The following is a 24,095-nucleotide window of genomic DNA, read 5'->3' as shown; positions in this document are numbered from 1 at the left end:
GCGGTGACGCCGCGGGTACCCCGCCTGCTCACGACGCGCCCCCGGCCGGCAGCAGAACCTCCGCCCCGGTCCTCGCGACGACCTCGTCCGCGCCGACCCCCGGGGCCAATTCGGCCAGCTCAAGACCCTGTTCCGTCACGTCAAGCACGCACAGATCGGTGATGATCCGGTCCACGCACCTCTTGCCGGTCAACGGCAGCCCGCACTCCTCGACGACCTTCGGGGTGCCGTCCTTGGCGGTGTGCGTCATGACGACGATGACCGTGCGGGCACCGTGCACCAGGTCCATCGCCCCGCCGATCCCGGTGATCATCTTTCCGGGGACCGCCCAGTTGGCGAGGTCCCCGCGCGCGGAGACCTGCATCGCGCCGAGCACGGCGACATCGATGTGGCCGCCGCGGATCATCCCGAAGGAGAGCGCCGAGTCGAAGAAGGAGGCGCCGGGCAGCACGGTCACGGTCTCCTTGCCCGCGTTGATCAGGTCCGGGTCGACCTCGGCCTCGGTGGGATAGGGGCCCACCCCGAGGACGCCGTTCTCGGACTCCAGGATCACCTCCACACCCGGGGGCAGGTGGTTGGGGATCAGAGTGGGCAGGCCGATGCCCAGGTTCACGTACTGGCCGTCGCGGAGTTCGCGTGCCGCGCGGGCGGCCATCCGCTCACGGGTCCAGGGCATCAGCCGCTCACCGTCCGCTTCTCGATCCGCTTCTCCGCCGCCTGCCCGGGGGCGAGCGCGACCACGCGCTGCACGAAGATCCCCGGCAGGTGCACCGCGTCCGGATCGATCCCGCCCGGCTCCACCAGCTCCTCCACCTCCGCGACGGTGACGCGCCCCGCCATCGCCGCGAGCGGGTTGAAGTTGCGGGAGGACTTGGCGAAGACGAGGTTGCCGTGCCGGTCGCCCCGCGCCGCCCGCACCAGCGCGAAGTCGGTCCGGATGCCGTGCTCCAGGACGTACGGGATGCCGTCGAACTCCCGTACCTCCTTGGCCGGGGACGCGACGGCGACCCCGCCCTCGCCGTCGTAGCGCCAGGGCAGCCCGCCGTCGGCGACCTGCGTGCCCACCCCGGCCGGGGTGTAGAACGCCGGGATGCCGGCGCCGCCCGCCCGCAGCCGCTCGGCCAGCGTGCCCTGCGGGATCATCTCGACCTCCAGCTCGCCGCCCAGGTACTGCCGGGCGAACTCCTTGTTGGCGCCGATGTAGGAACCGGTCACGCGCGCGATGCGGCCCGCCGCCAGGAGCACCGCGAGGCCCGAGTCCAGCGCCCCGCAGTTGTTGGACACCACCCGCAGCTCCGCGGCCCCCGACGCGTGCAGCGCCCGAATCAGCTCGTTCGGTACGCCGCTCAGGCCGAAGCCGCCGACCGCGAGCGACGCCCCGTCCGCGATGTCGGCCACCGCGTCGGCGGCCGTGGCCACCACCTTGTCCATCCGCGCGCCCCCACTCGTCCCGGCCCGAATTAGTCAGGGCACTGAGTATTCCTGTGAGGATAGGAGTGCCCTCAACTGCCTGGCAAGAGTGGGCAGCAGGCGGGATCGCGGCGGGGTATTGTTCAGTGCACCGATGAAAAGAGCCGGAGAAGCGGAGGACCCCATGGTCGCGGTGGACCTGGCCACCCACCCCGGGCACCTGGCCCGGCGCCTGCAACAGGCCCACTACCTCCTGTGGAACACCATGGTCTCCGAGGAGATCACCTCACCGCAGTTCGCGGTCCTCAACGCCCTCGTCGCCGAGCCCGGCCTAGATCAGCGCACCGTGGGGGAGCGGGTGGGACTGGACCGCTCCACCGTCGCCGAGGTCATCACCCGGCTGATCCGCCGCGAGCTGCTCGACAAGGTCCGCGACCCGCAGGACGGCCGCCGCTATCTGCTGCGCCTGACCGAGGAGGGCAGGCGCACGCACCGCAGGCTGACCGTGCGCACCGCCCGGATGAACCAGGTGTTCCTCGCCCCGCTCTCCACCGACGAGCAGACCGTTTTCTTCGACCTGATCCAGCGCGTGGCCGACGCCGCGGAGAGCCTGCGCAACCCCGAGGAGCCGCTGGCGGCCCCGCACCGCTGAAGCGCGCTCACGCCTTCGCGAACACCACCCACACCTGCCCCTTGGCGAACGGCAGCCGCTTGCCGTCGGGCGTCGTGAACGCCGTGCCGTCCTCGGGCGACGGCCGCGCCCAGCGTGCCTCGTAGGCACGCCCGTCCCGCAGGACGCGCGCCTTGCCCTCGCCGACCGTCTCGGTGAACGGTGAGACATTGCCCGACCGGTCGTGGAAGCGGGACGGCCGTACCTTCACGTACTGCACGACGACCGTGGACGCGCCCAGCTCCTTGCCGTCGGCGGCCCGCGCCCGCTCCCCGTCCAGGGCGATGCGCCAACGACCCTCGTACTCCACCCAGTCGAAGGTGAAGCTCGCCGAAGGGAAGCTGACCGTCCGGTGCGTCTCCGGAGTGCCGCCCGCCGGGGGCGGCCCGAACCGGAACCCCGTGCTCGCCAGGGCGCCCGCGCGCGGAGTGGCCTTCAGCGCCTCGGGGCGTACGAAGAGGTCGTGCGGCGCGACCCTGTCGTCGTCCCGGTAGTAGGCGTCCTCGGACGCCTTGTCCGGCGGAAGGGCGCGTACCGGCGTGCCCGCGATCAGCGGAAGCAGCTTCGACTGCGCTCCGGAGAACGCGAGCACGGGCCGGTCGAACTGCCGCAGGAGTTCGAGATCCGTCTCGCGCGCGCTGCGCACCGGCCCGATCGCGGGCGGCACCCGGGAGGCGTACACCGCCATCAGGCGGCTCAGTCCCGTCTCCACCTGTTCGGCGTACACGACGTCCGCGGCGTCCAGACCCGTGTGCGGGCGCGCGGGGCCTACGTTGTCGAGCTTCACGGCGAGGACCGTTCCATCGTCCGCAGGGGGGCCGCCCGCGGGCGTTCCCCTCTCGGCGGGCTCGTCGGGCTGCACCGTGCAGCCGGCCGCCAGGGCGGCGAGCACCACCGCCCCGGCCCGCGTACGCGTTCGCATCAACCGTCTCATGCGTACGTCATACCCCGTACGCCCCGTTTCTCGGCATTTCTCACCATTTTTCAGCCCAGGTCGAGCGCGTTGCGCAGACCGAGTCGGTAGCGGGTGCGGTCGTGGCGCTTGGCCAGTTCGATCGCCGGGGCCCGGTACAGCGGCTTCACCGTGCACGGCCGCTGATCCGATCCCGCCTGCTTCAGCAGGGCGTTGACGGCCGCGCGGGCCGAGGCGTTGGCGCCCTCCATCGTCGCCAGGTCGATGTCCACGGACACGTAGTCCCCGGAGAGGAAGAGGTTGGGGATCCTCGTCGCGGCGGAGGGGCGGTTGTGGAAGGTGCCGACGGGGTGGATGAGGAGTTCGTCCTCGTTGGTGGGGTTCGGCGTGCCGAGGCCGTCGACGCCCGGGTCGAGGAACCACGAGTGCAGCTTGCTGTCCTTCAGGACCGTCTTCCCGGTGTCGTTCAGCGCGGCCTTGAGCTGCGCCCACACCTCCTTGGCGACCTCGTCGCGCGTGCACTGCTTGGCCGTCTTGCCGTAGAGCATCCCCGGCTTGTCCCACTCGGAGATGTCCACCGACAGGCAGTCGACCGCGACGCCGTCGCCGTAGTCGGCGGGGAAGTCGCGCTCGGGCCAGTGACCCGCCTGCGCGATGCCCGTCAGCGACCAGGGCGAGTCGATGCAGTTGAAGTGCCCCTTCACGAGGGGCGGGCGCTCGGTCAGATAGAACTGGATGCCCGTCATCCAGTCCGTCTGAAGCTTGTCGCAGCGCGCCAGCTGCGGGTCCGCCGCCTTCATCGCGGCACTCCACGTCCTGCGCGCGTGCTCCACCGGCATCGCCTGCACGTAGTGATCGGCGGTGATGTCACGGCGTACGCCCTCGGGGTCCTCGATCACCGCCTTGGTGACACGGCCACCGCCGAACGCCAGTTCGCGCACCGTCCAGCCGATACGGAACTCGACCCCGAGCGAGGTCAGGTGGGCCACCCACGGATCGATCCACGCCTCGTTCGTGGGGGCGTTCAGGAGGCGGTCGGGCGGGCCGTCCGCGCCCTGGCCGAGCGCGTTGAAGACGAAGGCCTCGCCGAGCGTGCCGACCGTGCGGGTGCTGGCCTCCTCGGCCTTCGTCGCCACGATGTTGCGGGTGACGCCGATCGCGAGGATGCGCTGGTAGTCCTTCGACATCCTCTCGGCGCGCACGAAGTCCCACCAGGGCGTCGACTCCCAGTCGTCGTCGCGCCGCTCGTCGCAGCTGGTCAGGAAGACCAGGGCGCGGTTGACGAAGTACGCGACCTCGTGCGCGGGCAGGTTGAACGCGGTGTCGAGGAGGGCGGTCAGCGCCCGCGCGATGTCGTCCGGCGTGAGCTTCTCCGGCTCGCTGCCCGGCCACGGGATCGGCATGCGGATGTCCTCGCGGCCCGTGCGCGCGAACGACATCTCGCGGGGCGCGACGAGGTTGTCCCACACGCCGTTCGCGTTCCCGGGGAAGGGGATGCGGCGCATGGTGTCCGGGAGGTTGTGGTAGATCCCCGGGATGAAGCGGAAGCCGTGCTCGCCGGGCAGCGGCTTGCGGTTGCCCTTCGCGCTGTTCGGTACGTCCATGCTGCGGGCCTTGCCGCCGAGCGCCCTGCGTTCGTAGACCGTCACGGCGAAGCCGCGTTCGGCCAGCTCATGGGCGGCCGTGAGCCCCGCGACCCCGCCGCCGAGCACGGCCACGGACTGCTTGGCGCGTGGCGCGGCCGGGGTGGCCGCCGCCGCGGGCAGCGCGCCCGCTCCCACGCCCAGCGCGGCGGTCCCGCCGACCGCCGCGGCCCCCGCGACGAACCCCCGCCGCGTGCTTCCTGCGGCATCGCTGTACCCCATGCCCCGCCCCCCTTACCGTCGGTAACTGACGTGTCAGGCGCAGGAGCATACGGTCGCGGACTGGTGAGGCGGAAGAGACGCAGACGCGGCTTCATACTTTGGCGTGATTACGGTGCACCCGTGGTCACGGTGCGAAGGGGAGTCGCGCAACGACGCGTCAGCGCGGCGGTCCCAGGACATCCGTGAGCGAGTACCGCACCGGCTCCTCCAGCTGGGCGTACGTGCAGCTCTCCGGGGCCCGGTCGGGGCGCCAGGTGCGGAAGCGCGCCGTGTGGCGGAAGCGCCGGCCACCCTCCATGTGGTCGTACGCCACCTCGCAGACCCGCTCCGGGCGCACCGGCACCCACGACAGGTCCTTCTTCCCGGACCAGCGGCTCGGCGCTCCCGGCAGCCGCGCCGTCTCGTGCGCCGCCTCGTCCGCCCAGGCCGCCCACGGGTGCGCCGCTGCGGATTCCATCCGCAGCGGCTCCAGCTCCTCGACGAGTTCCGCGCGCCGCTTCATGGAGAACGCGGCGGCGACGCCCACGTGCTGCAAGGCGCCCGCGTCGTCGTACAGGCCGAGGAGGAGCGAGCCGACCACCGGGCCGCTCTTGTGGAAGCGGTAGCCCGCGACCACGCAGTCCGCCGTGCGTTCGTGCTTGACCTTGAACATGACGCGTTCGTCCTGGCGGTAGAGCAGGTCGAGCGGCTTGGCGATGACGCCGTCGAGGCCCGCGCCCTCGAACTGCTCGAACCAGTGCCGCGCCACCTCCGCGTCGGTGGTCGCCGGTGCCACGTGGACAGGGGGCGTCACTTTGGAGAGGGCCGCTTCCAGACGTGCGCGCCGCTCGGCCATGGGGGTGGCGAGCAGGGAGGCGTCCGCGAGGGCGAGCAGGTCGAAGGCGACGAAGGAGGCGGGGGTGCGCTCGGCGAGCGTCGCGACCCGCGAGGCCGCGGGGTGGATGCGCTCGGTGAGGGCGTCGAAGTCCAGGTGCCCGTCCCTGGCGATCACGATCTCGCCGTCCATCACGCAGCGCTCCGGAAGCCGCTCCCGCAGGGCCTCCACCAGTTCGGGGAAGTAGCGGGTGAGGGGCTTGCCCGTACGGCTGCCGATCTCGATGTCGTCACCGTCGCGGAAGACGATCGCGCGGAAGCCGTCCCACTTCGCCTCGTACTGCATGCCCGGCGGGATCTTCGCGACGGGCTTGGCGAGCATGGGCTTCACGGGCGGCATCACCGGCAGATCCATAGTCCGATTCTGCGGGGAATCACGCCATACCGCCCGGTGTGCGCCGAATGTTCTCCCCGCTTAGCGTGGCTCCATGGGTGAAGCCAAGGGCAAGAGCGCGGCCGTGGAGATCGACACGGGGGAACGGACCGTACGGCTGTCCAGCCCCGACCGGGTGGTCTTCCCCGAGCGGGGTTTCACCAAGCTGGACGTCGCCCGGTACCTCGTGTCCGTGGGCCCCGGCATCCTCCGCGCGCTCAGGAACCGCCCCACCACCTTGCAGCGCTACCCGGACGGGGCGGCCGGCGAGTTCTTCTACCAGAAGCGCGCCCCGAAGAACCATCCCGACTGGATCCCCACCGCCACCATCACCTTCCCCAGCGGCCGCACCGCCGACGAGATGTGCCCCACCGAGGTGGCCGCCGTGATCTGGGCGGCCCAGTACAACACGCTCACCTTCCACCCCTGGCCGGTACGCCGCGACGACCTCGACCACCCCGACGAACTCCGCATCGACCTCGACCCGCAGCCCGGCACGGACTACGCCGACGCGGTACGGGCCGCACACGAGCTGCGCGCGGTCCTCGACGAGTTCGGCGGTCTGGTCGGCTGGCCCAAGACATCCGGTGGCCGCGGGATGCACGTGTTCGTGCCCATCGAACCCCGCTGGACCTTCACCCAGGTGCGGCGGGCGGCGATCGCCTGCGGACGGGAACTGGAGCGCCGCATGCCCGACCAGGTCACCACGGCGTGGTGGAAGGAGGAGCGCGGCCCCCGCATCTTCGTGGACTACAACCAGACGGCCAGGGACCGCACGATCGCCTCCGCCTACTCGCTACGGGCCCGCCCCCACGCCCCCGTATCGGCCCCCCTGCGCTGGGACGAGGTCGACGACGCCGTCCCGGAGGACTTCGACATCGCCACGATGCCGGACCGCTTCGCGAAGCTGGGCGACGTCCACGCGCGCATGGAGGACCACGCCCACTCCCTCGAAGCCCTTCTCGACCTCGCCGACAAGGACGAGAAGGACCACGCCCTCGGCGACCTGCCGTACCCCCCGGAGTACCCGAAGATGCCGGGCGAGCCCAAGCGCGTACAGCCGAGCAGGGCGAAGCACGAGAAGTGAGGGGGGCCTGCCGGGCGGCGGGGCGCGATCACGGGTCGGCCGGCTGCTTCGGCACACTGGCCTGATGGAGCCCGATGAGGAACAGCCGTTGGCCGGAGGCAATGTCAGCGCGGGCGTCGTCCGGGTGGGCGACACCGTCCGCCGTCCCACTGGCCCATGGACCCCTGCGGTCCACGCCCTGCTCACCCACCTCCATGACGTCGGATTCCGCGCGGCGCCCCGCCCGCTGGGCATCGACGACGAGGGGCGCGAGGTCCTGACCTTCATGCCGGGAGAGGCGGTCTGGCCGGACCGCTTCTCGCTGCTGGACCCTGCTCGCCAACTGGCTCGCGTGGCACAGCTGATCAGGGACTTCCACGACGCCGTGCAGGACTTCACGCCACCGCCCGACGCGCGCTGGCAGAGGCTGATTCCCGCCGAGGGCAGCGACATCATCGCCCATCACGACCTGGCTCCGTGGAACCTCGTAGTCGGGGGCGGAGGCGGGGGCCAGGGGCAGTGGGCCTTCATCGACTGGGACGGTGCGGGTCCCGGTTCCCGCCTGTGGGACCTCGCGTACGCGCTTCACGGCTTCGTTCCGCTGTCCGCCGACCCGCGCCTGCGGCGACCCGACGCGGCGGACCGCATGCGGGGTTTCGTCGCCGCCTACGGCCTCGACGAGGCCGAACGCCGTCGGCTGGTCCCGATGCTGGGGCGCAGAACGCGTTCCATGCACGACTTCCTGCGCGAGCAGGCTGCCCGCGGTGTACAGCCCTGGGCCCGGCTGTGGACCGAAGGCCACGGCGATGTCTGGCGAAGCGATTCCGCATACATCGAGCAACGCCAAGACGAGTGGCTGCGCGTGCTGCTCGCCGATTGAGCCTGTTCCGTACGGCGGTTGATCGTGGAGGCTCATGGGGTCGGCCGCCTCGGTACGGTGTGCGGTCTCGCGCTGGGTCGGATCCTCGGCGTTGGTTGACGGGAGTCGTGCTCCCCCTTCCCGGGGTGGTCGGCAAGCAGATGCGCAAGGATGCCTCCTGACACCGTCAGGGAGGAGTGAACGCAGGTGACCGAGGAACCGCGCCCCACCCTGGAGGCCGTGGCCGCCCGTGCCGGGGTCTCCAGGGCCACCGTCTCCCGAGTCGTCAACGGCGACCCGGGAGTGCGCGAGAGGCTCGCCGAGAAGGTGCGCCACGCGGTCGACGAGCTGGGCTACGTCCCCAACCGCGCCGCCCGCAGCCTGGTCACCCGGCGTCACGACGCGGTCGCCGTGGTGATCGCCGAACCGGAGACACGGGTCTTCGCCGACCCGTTCTTCGCACTGCAACTGCGCGGCATCAGCAAGGAACTGACGGAGCATGACATACAGCTCGTGCTGCTGCTCACCGAGGGACGCGACGACTACGAACGGGTCGGCCGCTATCTGGCGGGCGGCCACGTCGACGGGGCTCTCGCCTTCTCGCTGCACCTCGACGACCCGCTGCCCGGCATCATCCGACGCGCCGGGGTGCCGACCGTGTTCGGGGGACGCCCCGGCTGGCCCGAGCCAGGGCCGGGCGAGCCGAGCGTCTCGTACGTCGACTGCGACAACCGCGGCGGGGCGCGCGAGGCGGCGCGGCATCTGGTGGGCCTCGGCCGCGGCCGCGTCGCACACATCACCGGCCCCCTCGACCAGACGTCCGCGGTCGACCGGCTCGACGGCTTCCGAGACGTGCTCGGCGACGTGGACCCGCGGCTGATCGCCGAAGGCGACTTCACGCCTGCGGGCGGGGAGCGCGCGATGCGGGAACTCCTGGACCGGGTACCGCAGTTGGACGCTGTCTTCGCGGCCAACGACCTGTCGGCGTCCGGCGCCCTGCGGGTGTTGCGGGAGCGGGGCAAGCGGGTGCCGGACGACGTGGCGGTGGTCGGTTTCGACGACATGCTGCCGGTGACCGAGCAGACCGAACCGCCCCTGACGACGGTCCGTCAGGACATCGAGGGCATGGGCAGGTTGATGGCCCGGATGCTTCTGCGCGGCAAGGCGGGAGAGGACCGCGCCGCCGAGCCGACCGGTGTGGTCCTGCCGACGGCGCTGGTGCGCAGGGCCTCGGCCTGAGGGGCCGCAAGGGGCGCGGTCAGGACCCCACGCTCACCGTGAAGCGCCGCGGGTTCCCGTCGTGGGCGGCGCCCGACACGTCCGGTTGCCCGTCGGGGCGCACGTCGTCGTACGGGAACGCGTACCCGATGGGGGAGTTGGCGTGCACCACCCGCGACCAGTGGTTGGTCACCTCGCCCCGGTAGTAGTCGGCGGCGGTCGCGCCGTTGGGCTGATCGGCATGGGTGAGCATGATGCTGCGGTTGAACCCGGCGGCGAGGCGCGCGAGGAGGCCCTTCTTGTCGTCGGGGTCGCCGGGGTTGTTGGTGAACGGGCCGTGGTTGCAGGTGAAGATGTCCTTCGACGTCGGCCTGGTGAAGGAGTGGCCGCCGTTGAACGTCAGTACGTCACCCCTGACGCGCCCGGTGAACACACCACGCCCGCCCTGGAGATCGATCCTGAGGTCGGTCGAGCGGTACTTGTCCCACACCTGGTCGACGTAGCGGTCCCACACGTCGCGGAAGGGCATCTGGTCGGGCCGGTCGAAGTAGGGCGCCATGAGGTTCTGCGGCGAGATCACCCGCAGTACGCCTCCGCCGTCGCCCCGGATGACCAGGTCGTCCCAGGGCCGGCCGTCCTTGGCCGCCTGCGCCGTGAGATCCGCGGCGATCCTGTCGACGGCCCCGTCGGGGAGCGGGGCGACGGTATGCGTGGCGTCACCCTCCAGGGTCAGCCCGATGGGCAGCGCCGTGACGAGATCGACGTAACTGATGTTGGCGTAGAGCTGCTGGGGGTTGAAGGTGAACTCGCAGAACGACCACGTGCGGCCGTAGTTGGGGTCCGCGGGGGTCGCGAAAGCGGGCTCGACGAGCGCGGGCCCGGGGTTGAGGAAGAAGTCCAGCTTGCTATCGCGCACGAAGTAGACGCGTGCCCCGTACATCTGAGGCAGGGTCAGCACTCTGGGCGGCGAACCGGCGGCGCCGAGCGGGATGGCGCAGTCGACGGGCAGCGGGGTCTGCGGCGCCGCGGGTGAGCCGGGGCGATAGACCCCGCCGTCCGGCCTGAGCAGTAGCCGGCGGCCGGTGCCCTGCTCATGGCCGGTGACATAGGCGTGCACCTGGCCCGGGAGCGACTTGTTGCGCAGGGCCAGCTCACAGGTGACGGGAGCGGCCCGGCCTGCCGCCCGGGCGCTCGGGCCGAGAGCGCTCCCCCAGAGGGGGGAGGTGAGGGCGCCCGCGGCACCGGCGGCGGTGGTCAGAAACGTTCGACGCGATATCACGGAAGGTCTCCTGCGCGGTGGTGGGGGAGGAGGGGAGCACTTCGGGGCCCACTGTCGCGGCGGGCGATGGGAGCGTCAAGAGATGTGACTGAGAGCGCTCTCAAAAATGTCACTCCTTCAGGAAATGACAACAAGCGGATTGTCAGTGGGGGGTGCCAGACTCGAAGGGACGGCAGAGAGATACGACAAAGGAGTCGATCATGCTCAGTACCCGTTTCGTCCCGGGCGCTCCGGTCTGGGTGGACATGTGCGCCCCCGACCTCGACAGCGTCAGCGCCTTCTATCGCGAACTGTTCGGCTGGGAGATCCAGCGGGGCGGCCCGGATGTGGGGGGCTACAGCCAGTTCCAGATCTCCGGCAGGACCGCGGCGGGCGCGATGGCGATGCCGGCCGACGAGGCCCCGCCCGCCTGGACGCTCTACTTCCGCGCGGCGGACGTGGACGCGACGGTGAAATCGGTCGAGCAGGCCGGCGGCGGCACGCTCTATGAAGCGGTGGACGTCCGCGACCTCGGTCGCATGGCCGGTCTCACCGACTCGGCGGGCGTGCCCTTCTCGGTGTGGCAGCAGGGAGAGCTGAAGGGCCTCGATGTCCTGAACGAACCGGGCGGCCTGGTCTGGAGCGAGCTGTACACCCCGGACGTCTCCGCGGCCACCTCGTTCTACGGCTCGGTGTTCGGCTGGCAGACCACCGAGATGCCCTTCCCCGGCGGTTCGTACACGATGGTGCATCCCGCCGACGGCACTGCGGACGACATGTTCGGCGGCATCGTGCCCCTCGACAGCGACCCCTTGGAGGACAGGGCGTACTGGCTGCCGTACTTCCAGGTGGATGACTGCGACGACACCGTCGCCAAGGTCGAGCGGTCGGGCGGCGCGGTGCGGATGGACACCGTGGACATGGCGGGCGTGGGCCGCTTCGCGAAGCTCGCGGACCCGGCGGGCGCACGGTTCGCCGTGCTGCAACCAGCCCCTCCTGGCGAGCAGATGGAGTCGTAGGCGTCGAGCGGGGCGCGTTTCGTGACGGCCTTCCTGGGGCAGCGCTTGTCGGGGAGCTGAACAGGCCGCGGCCCGGTCCGCCGACCGGGCCGCGGACCACATCGCTGACCGTGGTGAAACGCCGACCGGGCTGTCGTTGATCGTTCGTTGATCGGTTGTTTCGCGCGGCCGTGCAGTATCGATGGCATGCAGATCGACATGACGGCCCAGCCCGAACTCGCCTGGCAGGAGCAGGCGCTGTGCGCGCAGACCGGAGCGGACTTCTTCTTCCCCGAGCCCGGAAGCTCGGTGCGCGAGGCGAAGTACATCTGCCGGATGTGTGCGATGCGCCCGGCCTGCCTGGAGTACGCACTCGCCAACGACGAGCGTTTCGGCGTCTGGGGCGGCCTCTCCGAGAAGGAGCGGTACGCCCTCAGACGCGTACCGGACAGCGCGCGGTGACGTTCGCCTTCACGGGTGCGTCACCCGCGGTCAGGCGCCCCGGGCCGCCATCCGCGCCTTGCGGGCGGCCAGCCTCTCGTCGAACTTGGACGCCTCCGCGTCGAGCCCGCCCATGTAGAAGCCCAGTTCCTCCTGGGCCTTGAGGCCCTCGGGGCCGAGGCCGTCGATCTCCAGGACCTTCAGGTGGCGCAGCACGGGCTGGAGCACGTCGTCGTGGTGGATGCGCAGGTTGTAGACCTCGCCGATGGCCATCTGCGCGGCGGCCCGCTCGAAGCCCGGCATGCCGTGCCCCGGCATGCGGAAGTTGACCACGACGTCCCGCACGGACTGCATCGTCAGGTCCGGAGCCAGCTCGAAGGCGGCCTTGAGCAGGTTCCGGTAGAAGACCATGTGCAGGTTCTCGTCGGTGGCGATGCGCGCCAGCATGCGGTCGCAGACCGGGTCGCCGGACTGATGCCCGGTGTTGCGGTGCGAGATGCGGGTCGCCAGCTCCTGGAAGGCCACGTACGCGACCGAGTGCAGCATCGAGTGGCGGTTGTCCGACTCGAAGCCCTCGCTCATGTGGACCATCCGGAACCGCTCCAGCTCGTCCGGGTCGACCGCGCGGGAGGCGAGGAGGTAGTCGCGCATCACGATGCCGTGCCGCCCCTCCTCGGCCGTCCAGCGGTGCACCCACGTGCCCCAGGCGCCGTCGCGGCCGAAGAGGGAGGCGATCTCGTGGTGGTAGCTGGGGAGGTTGTCCTCGGTGAGCAGGTTGACCACCAGGGCGATGCGCCCGATGTCGGTGACCGGGGACTGGCCCTTCTCCCAGGCTTCGCCGTCCTCGAAGAAGCCGGGGAAGTTCCGGGCGTCGGAGAACGGCACGTACTCGTGGGGCATCCAGTCCTTCGCCACCTTCAGGTGGCGGTTGAGTTCCTGCTCGACCACTTCCTCCAGCGCGTAGAGCAGCCGGGCATCGGTCCAGCTGTCCGTGCTGCCGAGGTGGGGAGAGGTGATCGTCACGTGGGCTCCATACGGGGACGGGGGGTTCTTACGGGCAGTGCGAGCGGTGCACTACCTACGGTCTCGTAGGTTACGTTGCCGTAGGTTAAACCCTCCGTAAAGAGGCTGTGAGGCCGGGCCCCACCCGTGTTCCCCGTAACAAAGGCCTCATTGCTGGTCAGGCGTACAGTCCACGCAGCCGGACTGAGAGGCACGTCACACAGCCTTCGAGCTTCTCGAACTCGCTGATGTCCACCGGAACCGGGTCGAAACCGAGATCGCCGAACAGCTCCGCGCTCTTCGGGGCGCTCGACGCCATCAGCAGCTTCGCGCCGCCGAGCAGCACCACGTGCGCACCGGGCTCCTCGGGCACCGGAAGGAAGCGCGGGAACAGCGAGGCGCTGTCGACCAGCGGCTCGTACCCGATCACCGTCCCGTCGGGCAGCGCCGTCACCGCGGACTTCAGATGCAGGACCCTGGCGACGGGGACGGCGACCACGCGCGCGCCGAGCGGTTCGAAGACGGCCCGCAGCTGCCGCACGCCCTCCGCGTTGGTCCTGCCGCCCCGCCCCACGTAGATCGTGTCGCCGATCTTGAGGACGTCACCGCCGTCGAGCGTGCCCGGTCGACGGATCCGGTTCACCGAGCAGCCGAGCCGGGCGACCGCCTCCTCGACGCCCGGCGTCTCGCCCCGCCGGGCCTCGGCCCCCGGCCGGGCGATCAGCGCCACGTTCCGGAAGACCACCACCGCGTCCTCCACGAACACCGAGTCCGGGCAGTCGTCGGCGGGCTGGACCTCCAGCGTCTCCCAGCCGTGGGCGTCCAGAGCCGCGACGTACGCCTCCCACTGCCGCAGCGCCAGCGCCACGTCCACCGGGGAGCGCTCCAGGTGGGTGAGCAGGCCTTCGGCGAGACGCGGGCCGGGGCGGCGGATCAGGGCCTTCTTGCTGGGCACGGTGTTCTCCTCACGGGGGCGGGGTGGTGCCGCACATCATGCAGCGCGTTCCCCGTCCGGGCCCAGAGCGTTTCGCAGGTGATCCGCCGTGAAGGAGCCCCGCGCCCGCAGCAGCCCCTCCGGCGTCCCCTCGAAGACGATCCGCCCGCCGTGCTTGCCGCCGTCGGGGCCGAGGTCGATGACCCAGTCCGCGTGCTTGACGACGTCGAGGTTGTGCTCGACGACGAGCACCGTGTTCCCGGCGTCGACGAGCCGGTCGAGCAGCGCGAGCAGGCCGTCGACGTCCGCCATGTGCAGGCCGGTGGTCGGTTCGTCCAGGACGTACGTCGTTCCGGTGCGGTGCAACTGCGTGGCCAGCTTGATGCGCTGGCGCTCACCGCCGGACAGGGTGCTGAGCGGCTGCCCGAGCGTGAGGTAGGTGAGCCCCACGTCCCGCAGGGCGCCGAGGCGACGGCGCACCGCCGTGTCGTCGAAGCGCTCGAAGAAGTCCAGCGCACGCTCCGCGGTCATCTCCAGCACGTCCACGACGGACCGGCCGTCGACGGTCAGGCGCAGCACCTCGTCCTTGAAGCGCCGCCCCTCGCACGCCTCGCACGTCGTGGTCACCGGGTCCATGAACGCCAGGTCGCTGTAGATGATCCCGCGCCCCCGGCAATGCTCGCACGCGCCATGGGAGTTGAAGCTGAACAGGCTCGCCCTCGCACCCGTCTCCCGGGCGAAGAGCCTGCGTACGGTGTCCATGATCCCGAGATACGTCGCCGGGGTGGAGCGGCCGGAGATGCCGATGGAGGACTGGTCGACGACCACGGCGTCCGGGTGCGCCTCGGTGAACGCCTTCGACACCAGCGTGCTCTTGCCGGAGCCCGCGACGCCGGTGACCGCGGTGAGCACCCCGGTCGGTACCCGCACGCTGACGTTCTTCAGGTTGTGCAGATCGGCGCCCCTGATCCAGTGCCCGCCGGTCGCCTCGCGCGGGTGCTCCTTGACGCTCCGGAAGCGGCGCAGATGGCGGCCGGTGAGGGTGTCCGCCTGCCGCAGCTCGTCCGGGGTGCCCTCGAAGACGACGAGGCCGCCGTCGGCGCCGGCCGCGGGCCCCATGTCGACGACGTGGTCGGCGACCGCGATCACGTCCGGGTCGTGCTCGACGACCAGGACGGTGTTGCCCTTGTCGCGCAACCGCAGCAGCAGGTCGTTGAGGCGGCCCACATCGCGCGGGTGCAGGCCGACGCTCGGCTCGTCGAAGATGTACGTCATGCCGGTGAGGCTGGAGCCGAGGTGGCGCACCATCTTCAGCCGCTGGCCCTCGCCCCCGGAGAGCGTGGACGTCTCGCGGTCCAGGCTCAGATACCCGAGGCCGATCGCCTCGATGCGCTCCAGGGCCGCCACGGCCGCCGCGGCGATCGGGCCCGCTACCGGGTCGTGGACGCGGCCCAACTCCTTGATGAGGTCGGTGACTTCCATCCGGGTGCAGTCGGCGATGCCCAGGCCGTTGATTCGGCTGGCGAGCGCCGCCGGATTGAGCCGCGCCCCGTGGCAGGACGGGCAGGCGCCTTCCACGAGGAAGCCCTGCACCAGGTCGCGGGTCTTCTGGGCGAGGGTGGACAGATCGCGGTTGAGGTAGAGGCGTTCGAAGCGGTCGGCGAGACCTTCGTAGTCGATGTCCCGTGCGCCGCCGGTGTTGTCGACGCTGACCTTCCTCTTGCCGCGCCCGCCGCGCATGAGGAACTGCCGCTCGGCGTCGGTGAACCGGCCGACCGGCTTGTGCGGGTCGAGGTCGGGCGTGTTGGTGTAGGTCTGGCCGTGCCAGGTCCCCGCGGCGAACGGCGGGAAGAGGATCGCGCCGTCCGCCAGGGACTTGGTGGGGTCCAGGATGCGGTCGTAGTCGGGCCGCACGGTCCGGCCGAGGCCGTCGCAGCGCGGGCACATGCCCGACGGGTCGTTGAAGGAGTACGCCGTCGCGGGGCCCGCGCTCGGCGTGCCGTGCCGGGAGAAGAGCACCCTGATCACGGAGTAGACGTCCGTCATGGTGCCCACGGTGGAGCGGGAGTGGCCGCCGATCGGCCGCTGGTCGACGACGATCGCGGGCGAGAGATCCTCGATGGCGTCCGCGTGCGGCCGCTCGTACTTCGGCAGCCGGTTGCGCACGAACCAGGTGAAGGTCTCGTTCAGCTGACGCTGGGACTCGACCGCGATCGTATCGAAGACGACCGACGACTTCCCGGACCCCGACACCCCGGTGAAGACCGTGAGACGGCCCTTCGGGATGCCCAGGCTCACCTCCTTGAGGTTGTTCTCACGGGCCCCCGCGATGGTGATGTGGTCGTGTGTGTCCTGGTGCATGCACCCGACGCTAGGCTCAATACCCGACAGCCTCTGTCTTCTTTTCCTGGGTGATTTCCTTCAGTTCCCCGTCCAGAAGCAACCATCGCGTGATGCCGATGGACTCCAGGAACGGCAGGTCGTGACTGGCCACGACCAGCGCGCCCTCGTACGACTCCAGGGCCGTCGAGAGCTGCTTGACGCTGGCCATGTCGAGGTTGTTCGTCGGCTCGTCGAGCATGAGCAGCTGCGGCGCGGGCTCGGCGAGGAGCAGCGCCGCGAGCGCCGCGCGGAACCGCTCGCCACCCGAGAGGGTAGCCGCCCGCTGGTCGGCCTTGGCGCCCTTGAACAGGAAGCGGGCAAGCCGCGCCCGGACGCGGTTGTTGGTCGCGTCGGGAGCGTATGCCGCCACGTTCTCGGCGACGGTCAGCTCACCGTCCAGGACGTCGAGCCGCTGCGGCAGGAACCGCATCGGCACATGCGCCCGTGCCTCCCCGGCGACCGCCTCGAGTTCACCGGCGATGGTGCGCAGCAGCGTGGTCTTGCCCGCGCCGTTGCGCCCGATCAACGCGATCCGCTCCGGGCCGCGCAGCTCGAACTCGCCCTGGACGCGGGCCCCGTAGCGCAATTCGAGGCCGCTCAGGGTGAGGACGGTGCGGCCCGGGTGCACCAGGGTGTGCGGCAGGTCGACGCGGATCTCGTCGTCGTCCCGCACCGCCTCCACGGCGTCGTCGAGGCGCTCCTTGGCCTCGGCGAGCTTCTCCTCGTGCATGATGCGGTGCTTGCCCGCGGACTCCTGGGCGGCCCGTTTGCGGGCGCCCATCAAGATCTTCGGCTGGCTCCTGCTGTCCTGGATCTTCTGGCCGTAGCGCTTGCGGCGGGCCAACTTGACCTGGGCGTCGGCCAGATCGCGCTTCTGCCTGCGCAGGTCGGACTCGGCGACGCGCACCATGCGCTCCGCCGCATCCTGCTCGGCGGCGAGGACTTCCTCGTACGCGCTGAAGTTGCCGCCGTACCAACTGACCTCGCCGTCCCGAAGATCGGCGATCTGGTCGACCAGGTCGAGGAGTTCACGGTCGTGACTGACCACGACGAGGACTCCGGACCACGCCTCGACGGCCGCGTACAGGCGCCGACGGGCGTACAGATCGAGGTTGTTGGTCGGTTCGTCGAGCAGCAGGACATCCGGCCGGCGCAGGAGCAGCGCGGCGAGGCGCAGCAGCACCGACTCGCCGCCCGAGACCTCGCCCGTGGTGCGGTCGAGGCCGATGTGGCCGAGGCCGAGCTGGTCGAGGGTCGCGAGCGCGCGCTCCTCGACGTCCCAGTCGTCGCCGACGACCGCGAAGTGCTCCTCGCGCGCGTCGCCCGCCTCGATGGCGTGCAGCGCGGCGCGCGTCGCGGCGATGCCGAGCACCTCGTCGACGCGCAGGCCGGTGTCGAGGGTGACGCTCTGCGGCAGGTAGCCGACCTCGCCGGCGACCTTGACGGTGCCGTCGGTGGGGGTCAGCTCACCGGCGATCAGCTTCAACAGGGTTGATTTCCCTGAGCCGTTGACGCCGATGAGTCCGGTCCTGCCGGGGCCGAAGGCCACCTGGAGTCCGTCGAAGACGCTGGTCCCGTCGGCCCAGGCGAAGGTGAGCGACGTGCAGGTGAGGGAGGTGGGGGAGTGTGACATACAGGCCTCGCGGTTGCGTGGTGTGGAGCGCGGTCAGGGGCAACGCGTTCGAGACACCGCGGCGGGGTGAGGCCGGAAAAGAGGAAAGGCCTGCGCCGGGGGACGGGACGGCTCGTATGCCGAGGTCGCACGCGACGTGCACGGCAGCGCGGAAGCTGCGTGACGCGGTGTCTCATGACCTCAGACGAGCAACGTCCTTCTCCTATCGACGGCAACAGAACCGTTGTACACGGTAGGAATCCACCCGGGGCCCTGTCAACGCTTTATCGGCCTCACCGCCCCGCCGCCGCTCGGCGGGGCGGGCGGGACCGGCCGTTCGAAGAAGGTCTCCAGGGACACCGTCGCCTGCGTCCCGCTCACGCCCTCGATCGCGTACAGCCTGCGCAGCACGTCCTGGAGCCCCTCCGTCGTCGCGGCGCGCACCTTCACCAGGACCGCGGCGCTGCCCGCGATGACATGCGCCTCCTGGATCTCCGGGATCGCCGCGAAGGCCTCGGCCGAATCCCCCATCCAGGCGGTCGAGTCGACCATCACGAAGGCAAGGACGCCCCGGCCGAGCGCCGCCGGGTCCACGTCGATGGTGGTGCGCCGGATGACGCCCCGCTCGCGCAGCTTGCGCACGCGCTCGTGGGCGGCGCCCGCCGACAGGCCCACCTCCTTGCCGAGCGCGGCGTACGCGGTGGTCGCGTCCTGCTGGAGCAGCGCGATCAGCCTGCGGTCGATGTCGTCCACGTCATGCACCATCCCCGGTTCACCGTCCCCCGTCCACCATTTTTATGGCGTAACCATATACGGTTCTGGCATAGTCCACTTCGACTGTACGAGATTCAGTTCACCACCGCATGGGGGTAATGATGTCCGGCTCCGACGAGGCTGTGCTGTACGAGATCCTGGACGACCGGTTCCGCACCGGACGGTGCGCCAACGGAGACAGCCGCCTGGAGAAGCTGTACGGCGACTGCCGCTGGGCGGAAGGGCCCCTCTATCTCCCGGCCTGGCGCCAGCTGATCTGGAGCGACATCCCGAACGACCGGATGCTGCGCTGGGACGAGGCGACCGGCGCGGTCTCCGTCTTCCGCTCCGCGGCCGGGCACAGCAACGGCAACACGCTCGACCGCGAGGGCCGGCTGATCACCTGCGAGCAGGGCAATCACAGGGTCACCCGCACCGAGCCGGACGGCAGCCTCACCGTGCTAGCCGACCGCTACGACGGCAAGCGGCTCAACAGCCCGAACGACGCGGTCGTACGCTCCGACGGCTCGGTGTGGTTCTCCGACCCCGACTTCGGGATCACCAGCGACTACGAGGGCTTCCGCGCGGAGCGCGAGCTGGACGGCCTCAACGTCTACCGGATCGACCCGGCCACGGGGGAGGTCCGCCTGGTCGCGGACTGCTTCGAGGCGCCGAACGGACTCGTCTTCTCACCTGACGAGCGGCAGTTGTACGTCTCGGACACGCGCGGCGGCGTCATCCGCGTCTTCGACGTCCGCGACGACGGAACGCTCTCCGACGGCGAGGTCTTCGCCAGGACCACGGACGGCGTCAGCCACTTCGACAACCTCCGCTTCGACGACGGAGGGCGCCTGTGGGCGGCCGCCATGGACGGCGGGGTGCACTGCTACGACCCGGACGGGACGCTCATCGGCCGCCTGAACATCCCCGAGCCCGTCTCCAACATCGCCTTCGGCGGCCCGAAGAACAACCGCCTCTTCATCACCGCGACGACCTCGCTCTACTCCCTGGTGATGGGCATCACGGGGCTGCCGCGCGTGCGGACCTGACCAGGCCGGGGCCCGTCAGCGGCGGCTCAGCACGCGTCCCGCATCAGCTCCGCCAGGTCCTGGTCCAGGTCGACGTGGCGGTGCTCCTGGCCGACCGGCACCAGGGCCGTCGTGCGGTGCAGGAAGCGGCGGAGTTCTCCGGTGCGGATGTGGACGATCGCGGTCCCCTCGGGTGCGTGGAACTCCACGACCGTGCGGTCGAAGCCGTACGGCCGCACCCGTACGTCGCCGTCGCCCACCGCGCGCTCCACGCCCTCGGTGAGCAGTTCGCGGGCGAAGGTCCAGTAGACCTCGACGCCCTCCAGCGTCGCGGGGGCGGGGAAGCTCATCCGTACGGCGAAGGGGTCCCGCCGGTCGTAGTGGAGCGTTGCGGGAATGGTCGGCATCCGCGGCGCGGCGGCGACCAGGCGGGCCTCTACGGCTTGTTCGATGACGGTGGACAACGCCTGCTCCCTCACTGACTGCTGGACGACTGGGGTCGGCACTTGAATAGACGACGGAACGACGGGATCCGTGCACATGCGGGGTGGGCGAGACCGAGTGACCTCTGTCACCGCGACACCGTGGAGACGCCCGCGGTTCCCGGCACCCGTCTTCCGGGGGAGCCCTTCCGGCCATCTGGACGAGCCCCGGCGCGTCGGCTAGCTTCGCCCGCCATGAGGGCCATGGGGAAGTCGAAGTCGATGAGGCGCGCGGTACTTGCGGGACTGTGCGGGGCGGCGCTCGCCGGGGCCGTGCTCGCGCCGCCCGCGACCGCCCGGCCGGACGGGCGTGACCACACCCCGGGAGGGGGCCTGAGCTGGCGGCTCAAGGACAGCGGCACCGACGCCCGCTTCCGCGGCCTCGCCGCCGTCAGCCGCGACACGGCCTGGGTGGCCGGGTCCAGGGGCACCGTGCTGCGCACCGCGGACGGCGGCAGGACGTGGCGCGATGTGTCCCCACCGGGAGGCGCCGCTCTCGAACTGCGGGACGTCGAGGCCTTCGACGGCCGGCGCGCGGTGGTCCTCGCCATCGGCGAGGGCGAGGCGTCCCGGGTGCTGCGCACCGAGGACGGCGGCGCGACCTGGACGGAGTCCTTCCGCAACACCGACCCCCGGGCCTTCTACGACTGCGTGACCTTCTTCGACCGCCGCCACGGCCTGGCGATGAGCGACCCCGTCGACGGCAAGTACCGCATCCTGTCCACGGCTGACGGCGGCCGTTCCTGGAAGGTCCTGCCGAGCGGCGGCATGCCCGCGGCGCAGGAGGGCGAGGCGGCGTTCGCGGCGAGCGGCCAGTGCCTGGTCGCCTCGGGGCCCCGCGACGTGTGGCTGGCCACCGGAGGGGCGGCCCGCGCCCGGATCCTGCACTCCGCCGACCGCGGGCGGACCTGGACGGCCACCGACGCGCCGATCCCCGCGGGCGACCCGGCCCGCGGCGTCTTCGGCCTCGCCTTCCGCGACCGCTCGCACGGCATCGCGGTCGGCGGCGACTACCGGGCCGACCAGGCCTCGCCGAGGGCGGCGGCGGTCACCCGCGACGGCGGCCGCGTCTGGGCCCCGGCCGAGCGGCCGCCGCCCGCCTACCGCTCGGGCGTGACGTGGTTCCCGCACAGCCGCGCCACGGCCCTCGCGGTCGGCCCGACGGGCACCGACGTCACGAAGGACGGCGGGCGGACCTGGCGGACGGTCGACACGGGTTCGTACGACACCGTGGACTGCGCCCGTGACCGGGGCTGCTGGGCATCCGGCGAGAAGGGCCGCGTCGCCCGCCTGGAGCGCTGAGGGCGCCGGTCCGGGGGGTTACGCGGGCAGCTGCTCGCGGTACGAGGCGAGTGCCGGGACCGTCTTCGTCGCGTAGAACTCGGTGATCCGGTACTCGCAGACCCCGGCCAGGACGAACGGGTCCGCCCCGGTGATCTCCTCGATCCGCGCACGGTCGTCGGCGACCGCGATGATCACTCCGCCGTCACGCGGGTTCTTGCGCCCGGAGGCGAGGAACACCCCGGCCGCGTACTGCTCGTCGAGCCAGGCCACATGGGCCTCCAACTGCTCGTCGACGGCGGAGAGGGGCGCGGTGTAGGTCAATTCGAGAATGAACATGATCGGGAGGCTACTAGTCGGTCAGTCGGTGACGTCGATGCGGCCGTTCGCCGGGGTGGGCGCCGGGGCGGGCGCCGAAGAGGGCGTCTTGCCTCCGACGATGCCCTTGAGGAGTTCGGCGAGGTCGACTCCCGTGGTGGAGCTGAGGAGTTCGACGCCCTGGGCGACGTTGTCCGCGACCGTGCGGGACAGCTGGCTCGCCCCGTCCGTGGAGATCACCGTCATCTTGTCCACCGCGCTGAGCGGCTCGGACGCCTTGGCGACCACGCTCGGCAGGACCTCCACGAGCATCTGGAGGACCGCCGCGTCGCCGTACCGCGCGAACGCGTCGGCCTTCTTGTGCATCGCCTCCGCCTCCGCGGCGCCCTTCGCGCCGATCGAGGCCGCCTCGGCCTCGCCCTCAAGACGTACGGCGTCGGCGAGCGCGGCACGGTGCGCCTTCTCGCCCTCACCGGTGAGGCGAGCCCGCTCGGCGTCGGCCTCGGCCTGCTTGACCAGACCGATCCTGCGGGCCTCCGCCTCCTGCTCGGCCTGGTAGCGCGCGGCGTCGGCGGGCTTGCGGACCTTCGTGTCCAACTCGCTGTCGGTCAGGGCGGCCTGGCGCTGGGCGACCTTCTCCTGCTCGGTCAGGACGTCCTGCTGCCGCGCCGCCTCGGCGAGCGGCCCCGCGGCGGCGGCGCGCGCCGCCGCCTCGTCCGTCTCGGCCTTGATCTCGGCCTGCTTGAGCGCGAACGTCCGCTGGGCGATCGCGATCTCCTCCTCGGCCTTCAGCCGCGCCTGCTCGGCGGCGCGGCGCGCCACGGCCTCGGCGATGTCCGCCTCCTGCTTGGCGCGGGCGGCCTCGGGGCGCCCGAGGTCCTCCAGATAGGAGCCCTCGGTGGTGATGTCCTGGATCTGGAAGGCGTCCAGGACCAGGCCCTGGCCGGAGAGGCTGGCCTCGGCCTCCTCGGCGACCTGCCCGGCGAACGCGGCACGGTCACGGATGATGTCCTCCACCGACATCCGCCCCACTATGGAGCGCAGTGCTCCGGAGAGCACCTCCTGGGTGAAGCCGACGATGCCGTCCTGCTGCACGAGGAAGCGCTGCGCGGCGGCGCGGATGGAATCCTCGGTGCCGCCCACCTTCACGATGGCGACGCCTTCGAGGTTGGCCTTCACACCGCGCAGGGTGACGGCGCCGCGCACCGCGATCGGGATGTGCCGCGAGGACAGGTCGAGGGTGAACTTCTGCTGCACGAACGGCACGACGAAGACGCCGCCGCCGACCACGACCTTCTGACCGCTGTTGTCGGTCATGACACGGCCGGTGTCCGGATCGGTGGACGTCTTGCCGCGCCGCCCGGTCACGATGAAGGCCTCGCTGGGCCCGGCGACCTTGTAGCGGGTGATGACGACGAGCGCCAACAGGACGAGGAGTACGACGACTCCGACGACGGCGGTCAGAACTGGACTCATGGTGCATTCCCCCCTGCCGCCCGCGGACGGCAGATCGGTGACGTGATGGTGGTCGCTCGGCGGAGCGGTCGATCGGTCGGTGGGCCGCTGCGGGCCTGCGTCAGCGGTCCACGGGGCGTACCGCGACCGAGGTCGGCGTCAGGGCCGCGTCGACCCAGATCTCGGTGCCCCGCGCCACGGCGGCCGAGCTGCGCGCCGCGTACTTCACGGGCTGGCCCGCGAGGTGCAGCAACACCTCGCCGTAGCCGTCCGCCGGGATCGCGGTGACGACGGAGCCCGCCGTGCCGACGAGGTCGTCGCCGCGCGGCGTGGGCGCGGTCTGGTCGCGCATCAGGGCGCGGGTCATCCTCCAGGTGACCCAGCCCGCGCCGAGCCCGGCGCAGGCACCCGCGAAGGTGGCGGGGCCCGCGCCGAGACCGGTCGTGCCGAGCACGATCGCTCCCCCGAAGCCGAGCATCGACACGAACCCGGCGACGACCGGCAGTGAAAGGAGCCCGTCGAAGAGCCCGTCCAGCACGCCTGCGCCCCCGAAGAGCCCTTCGAGCACTCCGTCGAGGACGAGCGAGAGCGCCAGCAGCACGATCCCCGCGATGCCGAGACCCAGAAAGACCGTCATCGGATCACTTCCCCCGTCATGCCGTTCACCTCGGTACGAAGAGATCATGACATGCCGGTACGACACCTCTCATTGCCTGGTCCCGGCAGTCTTTACGCATCCTTAATGCCGGTCGGCACCGACCCGGGGTGGCCGTGGCGGCGCCGGAGAAGGGCGCCGGTACCGCCAACTAGGGCCTGTCCGGCGGATCAGGCCGTACTCGGGTGGCGGTCACCTTTCTGCGCTGGTGAGCGGGGTCTGGTGCGTCGAGATGCAAGGCGGAGGAGG

At 71.0% G+C, this 24,095-nt stretch carries 23 protein-coding genes; 8 read left to right on the top strand and 15 right to left on the bottom strand.

From position 1 onward, the window contains the following. Positions 1 to 28: 28 nt before the first annotated feature. Both IG54_RS0120090 and IG54_RS0120085 read right to left on the bottom strand, forming a co-directional pair. The gene (locus IG54_RS0120090; protein WP_030785938.1) at positions 29 to 676 is read right to left on the bottom strand and encodes a 3-oxoacid CoA-transferase subunit B; all 648 of its coding nucleotides are present in this window, start codon (positions 674 to 676) and stop codon (positions 29 to 31) included. Then, complete coding sequence (locus IG54_RS0120085) at positions 676 to 1,431, bottom strand: CoA transferase subunit A (protein WP_030785936.1); 756 nt, start codon at positions 1,429 to 1,431, stop codon at positions 676 to 678. Before IG54_RS0120085 ends, IG54_RS0120090 begins: the two co-directional genes overlap by 1 nt. Before the next feature lie 163 nt (positions 1,432 to 1,594). Between IG54_RS0120085 and IG54_RS0120080 the strand changes: the two genes are divergently transcribed. Continuing rightward, positions 1,595 to 2,062: a MarR family winged helix-turn-helix transcriptional regulator gene (locus IG54_RS0120080; protein WP_030785934.1), complete on the top strand. Its 468-nt coding sequence runs from the start codon at positions 1,595 to 1,597 to the stop codon at positions 2,060 to 2,062. 7 nt (positions 2,063 to 2,069) lie between these two features. Here IG54_RS0120080 and IG54_RS0120075 read toward each other — a convergent pair whose 3' ends face one another. From IG54_RS0120075 to IG54_RS0120065, 3 genes are all read right to left on the bottom strand, one after another. Next, on the bottom strand, positions 2,070 to 3,002 hold the full coding sequence (locus IG54_RS0120075; RefSeq protein ID WP_030785931.1) for a DUF3048 domain-containing protein: 933 nt from the start codon (positions 3,000 to 3,002) through the stop codon (positions 2,070 to 2,072). Positions 3,003 to 3,064: 62 nt separating this feature from the next. After that, positions 3,065 to 4,858, bottom strand: coding sequence for a hydroxysqualene dehydroxylase (locus IG54_RS0120070; protein WP_030785928.1), 1,794 nt, complete (start codon positions 4,856 to 4,858; stop codon positions 3,065 to 3,067). A 157-nt stretch (positions 4,859 to 5,015) separates the two neighbouring features. Beyond that, positions 5,016 to 6,086 carry an ATP-dependent DNA ligase gene (locus tag IG54_RS0120065; RefSeq protein ID WP_030785925.1) on the bottom strand — a complete coding sequence of 357 codons (1,071 nt, stop codon included), beginning with the start codon at positions 6,084 to 6,086 and terminating at the stop codon, positions 5,016 to 5,018. Between the two features lie 73 nt (positions 6,087 to 6,159). On the opposite strand from IG54_RS0120065, the gene ligD reads away from it, so the two are divergent. From ligD to IG54_RS0120050, 3 genes are all read left to right on the top strand, one after another. Next, entirely contained in the window at positions 6,160 to 7,191 is a 1,032-nt protein-coding gene (gene ligD / locus IG54_RS0120060; RefSeq protein WP_030785922.1) for a non-homologous end-joining DNA ligase, read from the top strand. Positions 7,192 to 7,255: 64 nt separating this feature from the next. Beyond that, positions 7,256 to 8,050: a phosphotransferase enzyme family protein gene (locus IG54_RS0120055; RefSeq protein ID WP_030785919.1), complete on the top strand. Its 795-nt coding sequence runs from the start codon at positions 7,256 to 7,258 to the stop codon at positions 8,048 to 8,050. A gap of 186 nt (positions 8,051 to 8,236) precedes the next feature. Further along, positions 8,237 to 9,268: a LacI family DNA-binding transcriptional regulator gene (locus IG54_RS0120050; RefSeq protein WP_030785916.1), complete on the top strand. Its 1,032-nt coding sequence runs from the start codon at positions 8,237 to 8,239 to the stop codon at positions 9,266 to 9,268. A gap of 19 nt (positions 9,269 to 9,287) precedes the next feature. Here IG54_RS0120050 and IG54_RS0120045 read toward each other — a convergent pair whose 3' ends face one another. After that, positions 9,288 to 10,526, bottom strand: a complete 1,239-nt coding sequence (locus tag IG54_RS0120045) for a glycoside hydrolase family 64 protein (protein WP_030785913.1) — start codon at positions 10,524 to 10,526, stop codon at positions 9,288 to 9,290. A gap of 200 nt (positions 10,527 to 10,726) precedes the next feature. On the opposite strand from IG54_RS0120045, the gene IG54_RS0120040 reads away from it, so the two are divergent. Together IG54_RS0120040 and IG54_RS0120035 are read left to right on the top strand one after the other, a co-directional pair. Further along, the gene (locus IG54_RS0120040) at positions 10,727 to 11,524 is read left to right on the top strand and encodes a VOC family protein (RefSeq protein WP_030785910.1); all 798 of its coding nucleotides are present in this window, start codon (positions 10,727 to 10,729) and stop codon (positions 11,522 to 11,524) included. A 186-nt stretch (positions 11,525 to 11,710) separates the two neighbouring features. Beyond that, the gene (locus tag IG54_RS0120035; RefSeq protein ID WP_030785908.1) at positions 11,711 to 11,965 is read left to right on the top strand and encodes a WhiB family transcriptional regulator; all 255 of its coding nucleotides are present in this window, start codon (positions 11,711 to 11,713) and stop codon (positions 11,963 to 11,965) included. Positions 11,966 to 11,995: 30 nt separating this feature from the next. Here the strand turns inward: IG54_RS0120035 and IG54_RS0120030 are convergent, their stop codons facing one another. The 5 genes from IG54_RS0120030 to IG54_RS0120010 form a co-directional block, all read right to left on the bottom strand. Continuing rightward, a complete protein-coding gene (locus IG54_RS0120030; RefSeq protein ID WP_030785905.1) occupies positions 11,996 to 12,967 on the bottom strand; it encodes an acyl-ACP desaturase in 972 nt (323 codons plus the stop codon). A gap of 157 nt (positions 12,968 to 13,124) precedes the next feature. After that, entirely contained in the window at positions 13,125 to 13,901 is a 777-nt protein-coding gene (gene ddaH, locus IG54_RS0120025) for a dimethylargininase (protein ID WP_030785902.1), read from the bottom strand. A 36-nt stretch (positions 13,902 to 13,937) separates the two neighbouring features. Then, on the bottom strand, positions 13,938 to 16,241 hold the full coding sequence (locus tag IG54_RS0120020) for an ATP-binding cassette domain-containing protein (RefSeq protein ID WP_030785899.1): 2,304 nt from the start codon (positions 16,239 to 16,241) through the stop codon (positions 13,938 to 13,940). A 16-nt stretch (positions 16,242 to 16,257) separates the two neighbouring features. Further along, entirely contained in the window at positions 16,258 to 17,895 is a 1,638-nt protein-coding gene (locus tag IG54_RS0120015) for an ABC-F family ATP-binding cassette domain-containing protein (RefSeq protein ID WP_030785896.1), read from the bottom strand. A 255-nt stretch (positions 17,896 to 18,150) separates the two neighbouring features. After that, the gene (locus IG54_RS0120010) at positions 18,151 to 18,627 is read right to left on the bottom strand and encodes an Lrp/AsnC family transcriptional regulator (RefSeq protein WP_030785893.1); all 477 of its coding nucleotides are present in this window, start codon (positions 18,625 to 18,627) and stop codon (positions 18,151 to 18,153) included. A gap of 122 nt (positions 18,628 to 18,749) precedes the next feature. Between IG54_RS0120010 and IG54_RS0120005 the strand changes: the two genes are divergently transcribed. Next, positions 18,750 to 19,676: an SMP-30/gluconolactonase/LRE family protein gene (locus IG54_RS0120005; protein ID WP_030785890.1), complete on the top strand. Its 927-nt coding sequence runs from the start codon at positions 18,750 to 18,752 to the stop codon at positions 19,674 to 19,676. A gap of 26 nt (positions 19,677 to 19,702) precedes the next feature. Here the strand turns inward: IG54_RS0120005 and IG54_RS0120000 are convergent, their stop codons facing one another. After that, the gene (locus IG54_RS0120000) at positions 19,703 to 20,119 is read right to left on the bottom strand and encodes an SsgA family sporulation/cell division regulator (protein WP_030785886.1); all 417 of its coding nucleotides are present in this window, start codon (positions 20,117 to 20,119) and stop codon (positions 19,703 to 19,705) included. Between the two features lie 213 nt (positions 20,120 to 20,332). On the opposite strand from IG54_RS0120000, the gene IG54_RS0119995 reads away from it, so the two are divergent. After that, positions 20,333 to 21,439, top strand: a complete 1,107-nt coding sequence (locus IG54_RS0119995) for a WD40/YVTN/BNR-like repeat-containing protein (RefSeq protein WP_420712267.1) — start codon at positions 20,333 to 20,335, stop codon at positions 21,437 to 21,439. A gap of 18 nt (positions 21,440 to 21,457) precedes the next feature. On the opposite strand, the gene IG54_RS0119990 is transcribed toward IG54_RS0119995, so the two are convergent. The 3 genes from IG54_RS0119990 to IG54_RS0119980 form a co-directional block, all read right to left on the bottom strand. Next, a complete protein-coding gene (locus tag IG54_RS0119990) occupies positions 21,458 to 21,757 on the bottom strand; it encodes a YciI family protein (protein WP_030785873.1) in 300 nt (99 codons plus the stop codon). Positions 21,758 to 21,778: 21 nt separating this feature from the next. After that, positions 21,779 to 23,212, bottom strand: coding sequence for a flotillin family protein (locus tag IG54_RS0119985; RefSeq protein ID WP_030785870.1), 1,434 nt, complete (start codon positions 23,210 to 23,212; stop codon positions 21,779 to 21,781). A 100-nt stretch (positions 23,213 to 23,312) separates the two neighbouring features. Continuing rightward, positions 23,313 to 23,828: a hypothetical protein gene (locus IG54_RS0119980; protein ID WP_030785867.1), complete on the bottom strand. Its 516-nt coding sequence runs from the start codon at positions 23,826 to 23,828 to the stop codon at positions 23,313 to 23,315. Positions 23,829 to 24,095: the final 267 nt, after the last annotated feature.

Source organism: Streptomyces sp. NRRL S-920 (assembly GCF_000717945.1).
Taxonomy (GTDB): Bacteria; Actinomycetota; Actinomycetes; order Streptomycetales; family Streptomycetaceae; genus Streptomyces; species Streptomyces alboniger.
The sequence above is the reverse complement of the archived record's forward strand: the minus strand, read 5'-3'. Positions and strand labels throughout refer to the sequence as shown.

Bases quoted from the DNA above. Each gene is read 5' to 3' on its own strand.
- IG54_RS0120055 (WP_030785919.1), top strand. From the start codon at position 7,256: ATGGAGCCCGATGAGGAACAGCCGTTGGCCGGAGGCAATGTCAGCGCG.
- IG54_RS0120015 (WP_030785896.1), bottom strand. From the start codon at position 17,895: ATGTCACACTCCCCCACCTCCCTCACCTGCACGTCGCTCACCTTCGCC.
- IG54_RS0120085 (WP_030785936.1), bottom strand. From the start codon at position 1,431: ATGGACAAGGTGGTGGCCACGGCCGCCGACGCGGTGGCCGACATCGCG.
- IG54_RS0120075 (WP_030785931.1), bottom strand. From the start codon at position 3,002: ATGCGAACGCGTACGCGGGCCGGGGCGGTGGTGCTCGCCGCCCTGGCG.
- IG54_RS0119995 (WP_420712267.1), top strand. From the start codon at position 20,333: ATGAGGGCCATGGGGAAGTCGAAGTCGATGAGGCGCGCGGTACTTGCG.
- IG54_RS0120005 (WP_030785890.1), top strand. From the start codon at position 18,750: ATGTCCGGCTCCGACGAGGCTGTGCTGTACGAGATCCTGGACGACCGG.
- IG54_RS0120070 (WP_030785928.1), bottom strand. From the start codon at position 4,858: ATGGGGTACAGCGATGCCGCAGGAAGCACGCGGCGGGGGTTCGTCGCG.
- IG54_RS0119985 (WP_030785870.1), bottom strand. From the start codon at position 23,212: ATGAGTCCAGTTCTGACCGCCGTCGTCGGAGTCGTCGTACTCCTCGTC.
- IG54_RS0119980 (WP_030785867.1), bottom strand. From the start codon at position 23,828: ATGACGGTCTTTCTGGGTCTCGGCATCGCGGGGATCGTGCTGCTGGCG.
- ligD (WP_030785922.1), top strand. From the start codon at position 6,160: ATGGGTGAAGCCAAGGGCAAGAGCGCGGCCGTGGAGATCGACACGGGG.
- IG54_RS0119990 (WP_030785873.1), bottom strand. From the start codon at position 21,757: ATGTTCATTCTCGAATTGACCTACACCGCGCCCCTCTCCGCCGTCGAC.
- IG54_RS0120020 (WP_030785899.1), bottom strand. From the start codon at position 16,241: ATGCACCAGGACACACACGACCACATCACCATCGCGGGGGCCCGTGAG.
- IG54_RS0120065 (WP_030785925.1), bottom strand. From the start codon at position 6,086: ATGGATCTGCCGGTGATGCCGCCCGTGAAGCCCATGCTCGCCAAGCCC.
- IG54_RS0120035 (WP_030785908.1), top strand. From the start codon at position 11,711: ATGCAGATCGACATGACGGCCCAGCCCGAACTCGCCTGGCAGGAGCAG.
- IG54_RS0120040 (WP_030785910.1), top strand. From the start codon at position 10,727: ATGCTCAGTACCCGTTTCGTCCCGGGCGCTCCGGTCTGGGTGGACATG.
- IG54_RS0120080 (WP_030785934.1), top strand. From the start codon at position 1,595: ATGGTCGCGGTGGACCTGGCCACCCACCCCGGGCACCTGGCCCGGCGC.
- IG54_RS0120090 (WP_030785938.1), bottom strand. From the start codon at position 676: ATGCCCTGGACCCGTGAGCGGATGGCCGCCCGCGCGGCACGCGAACTC.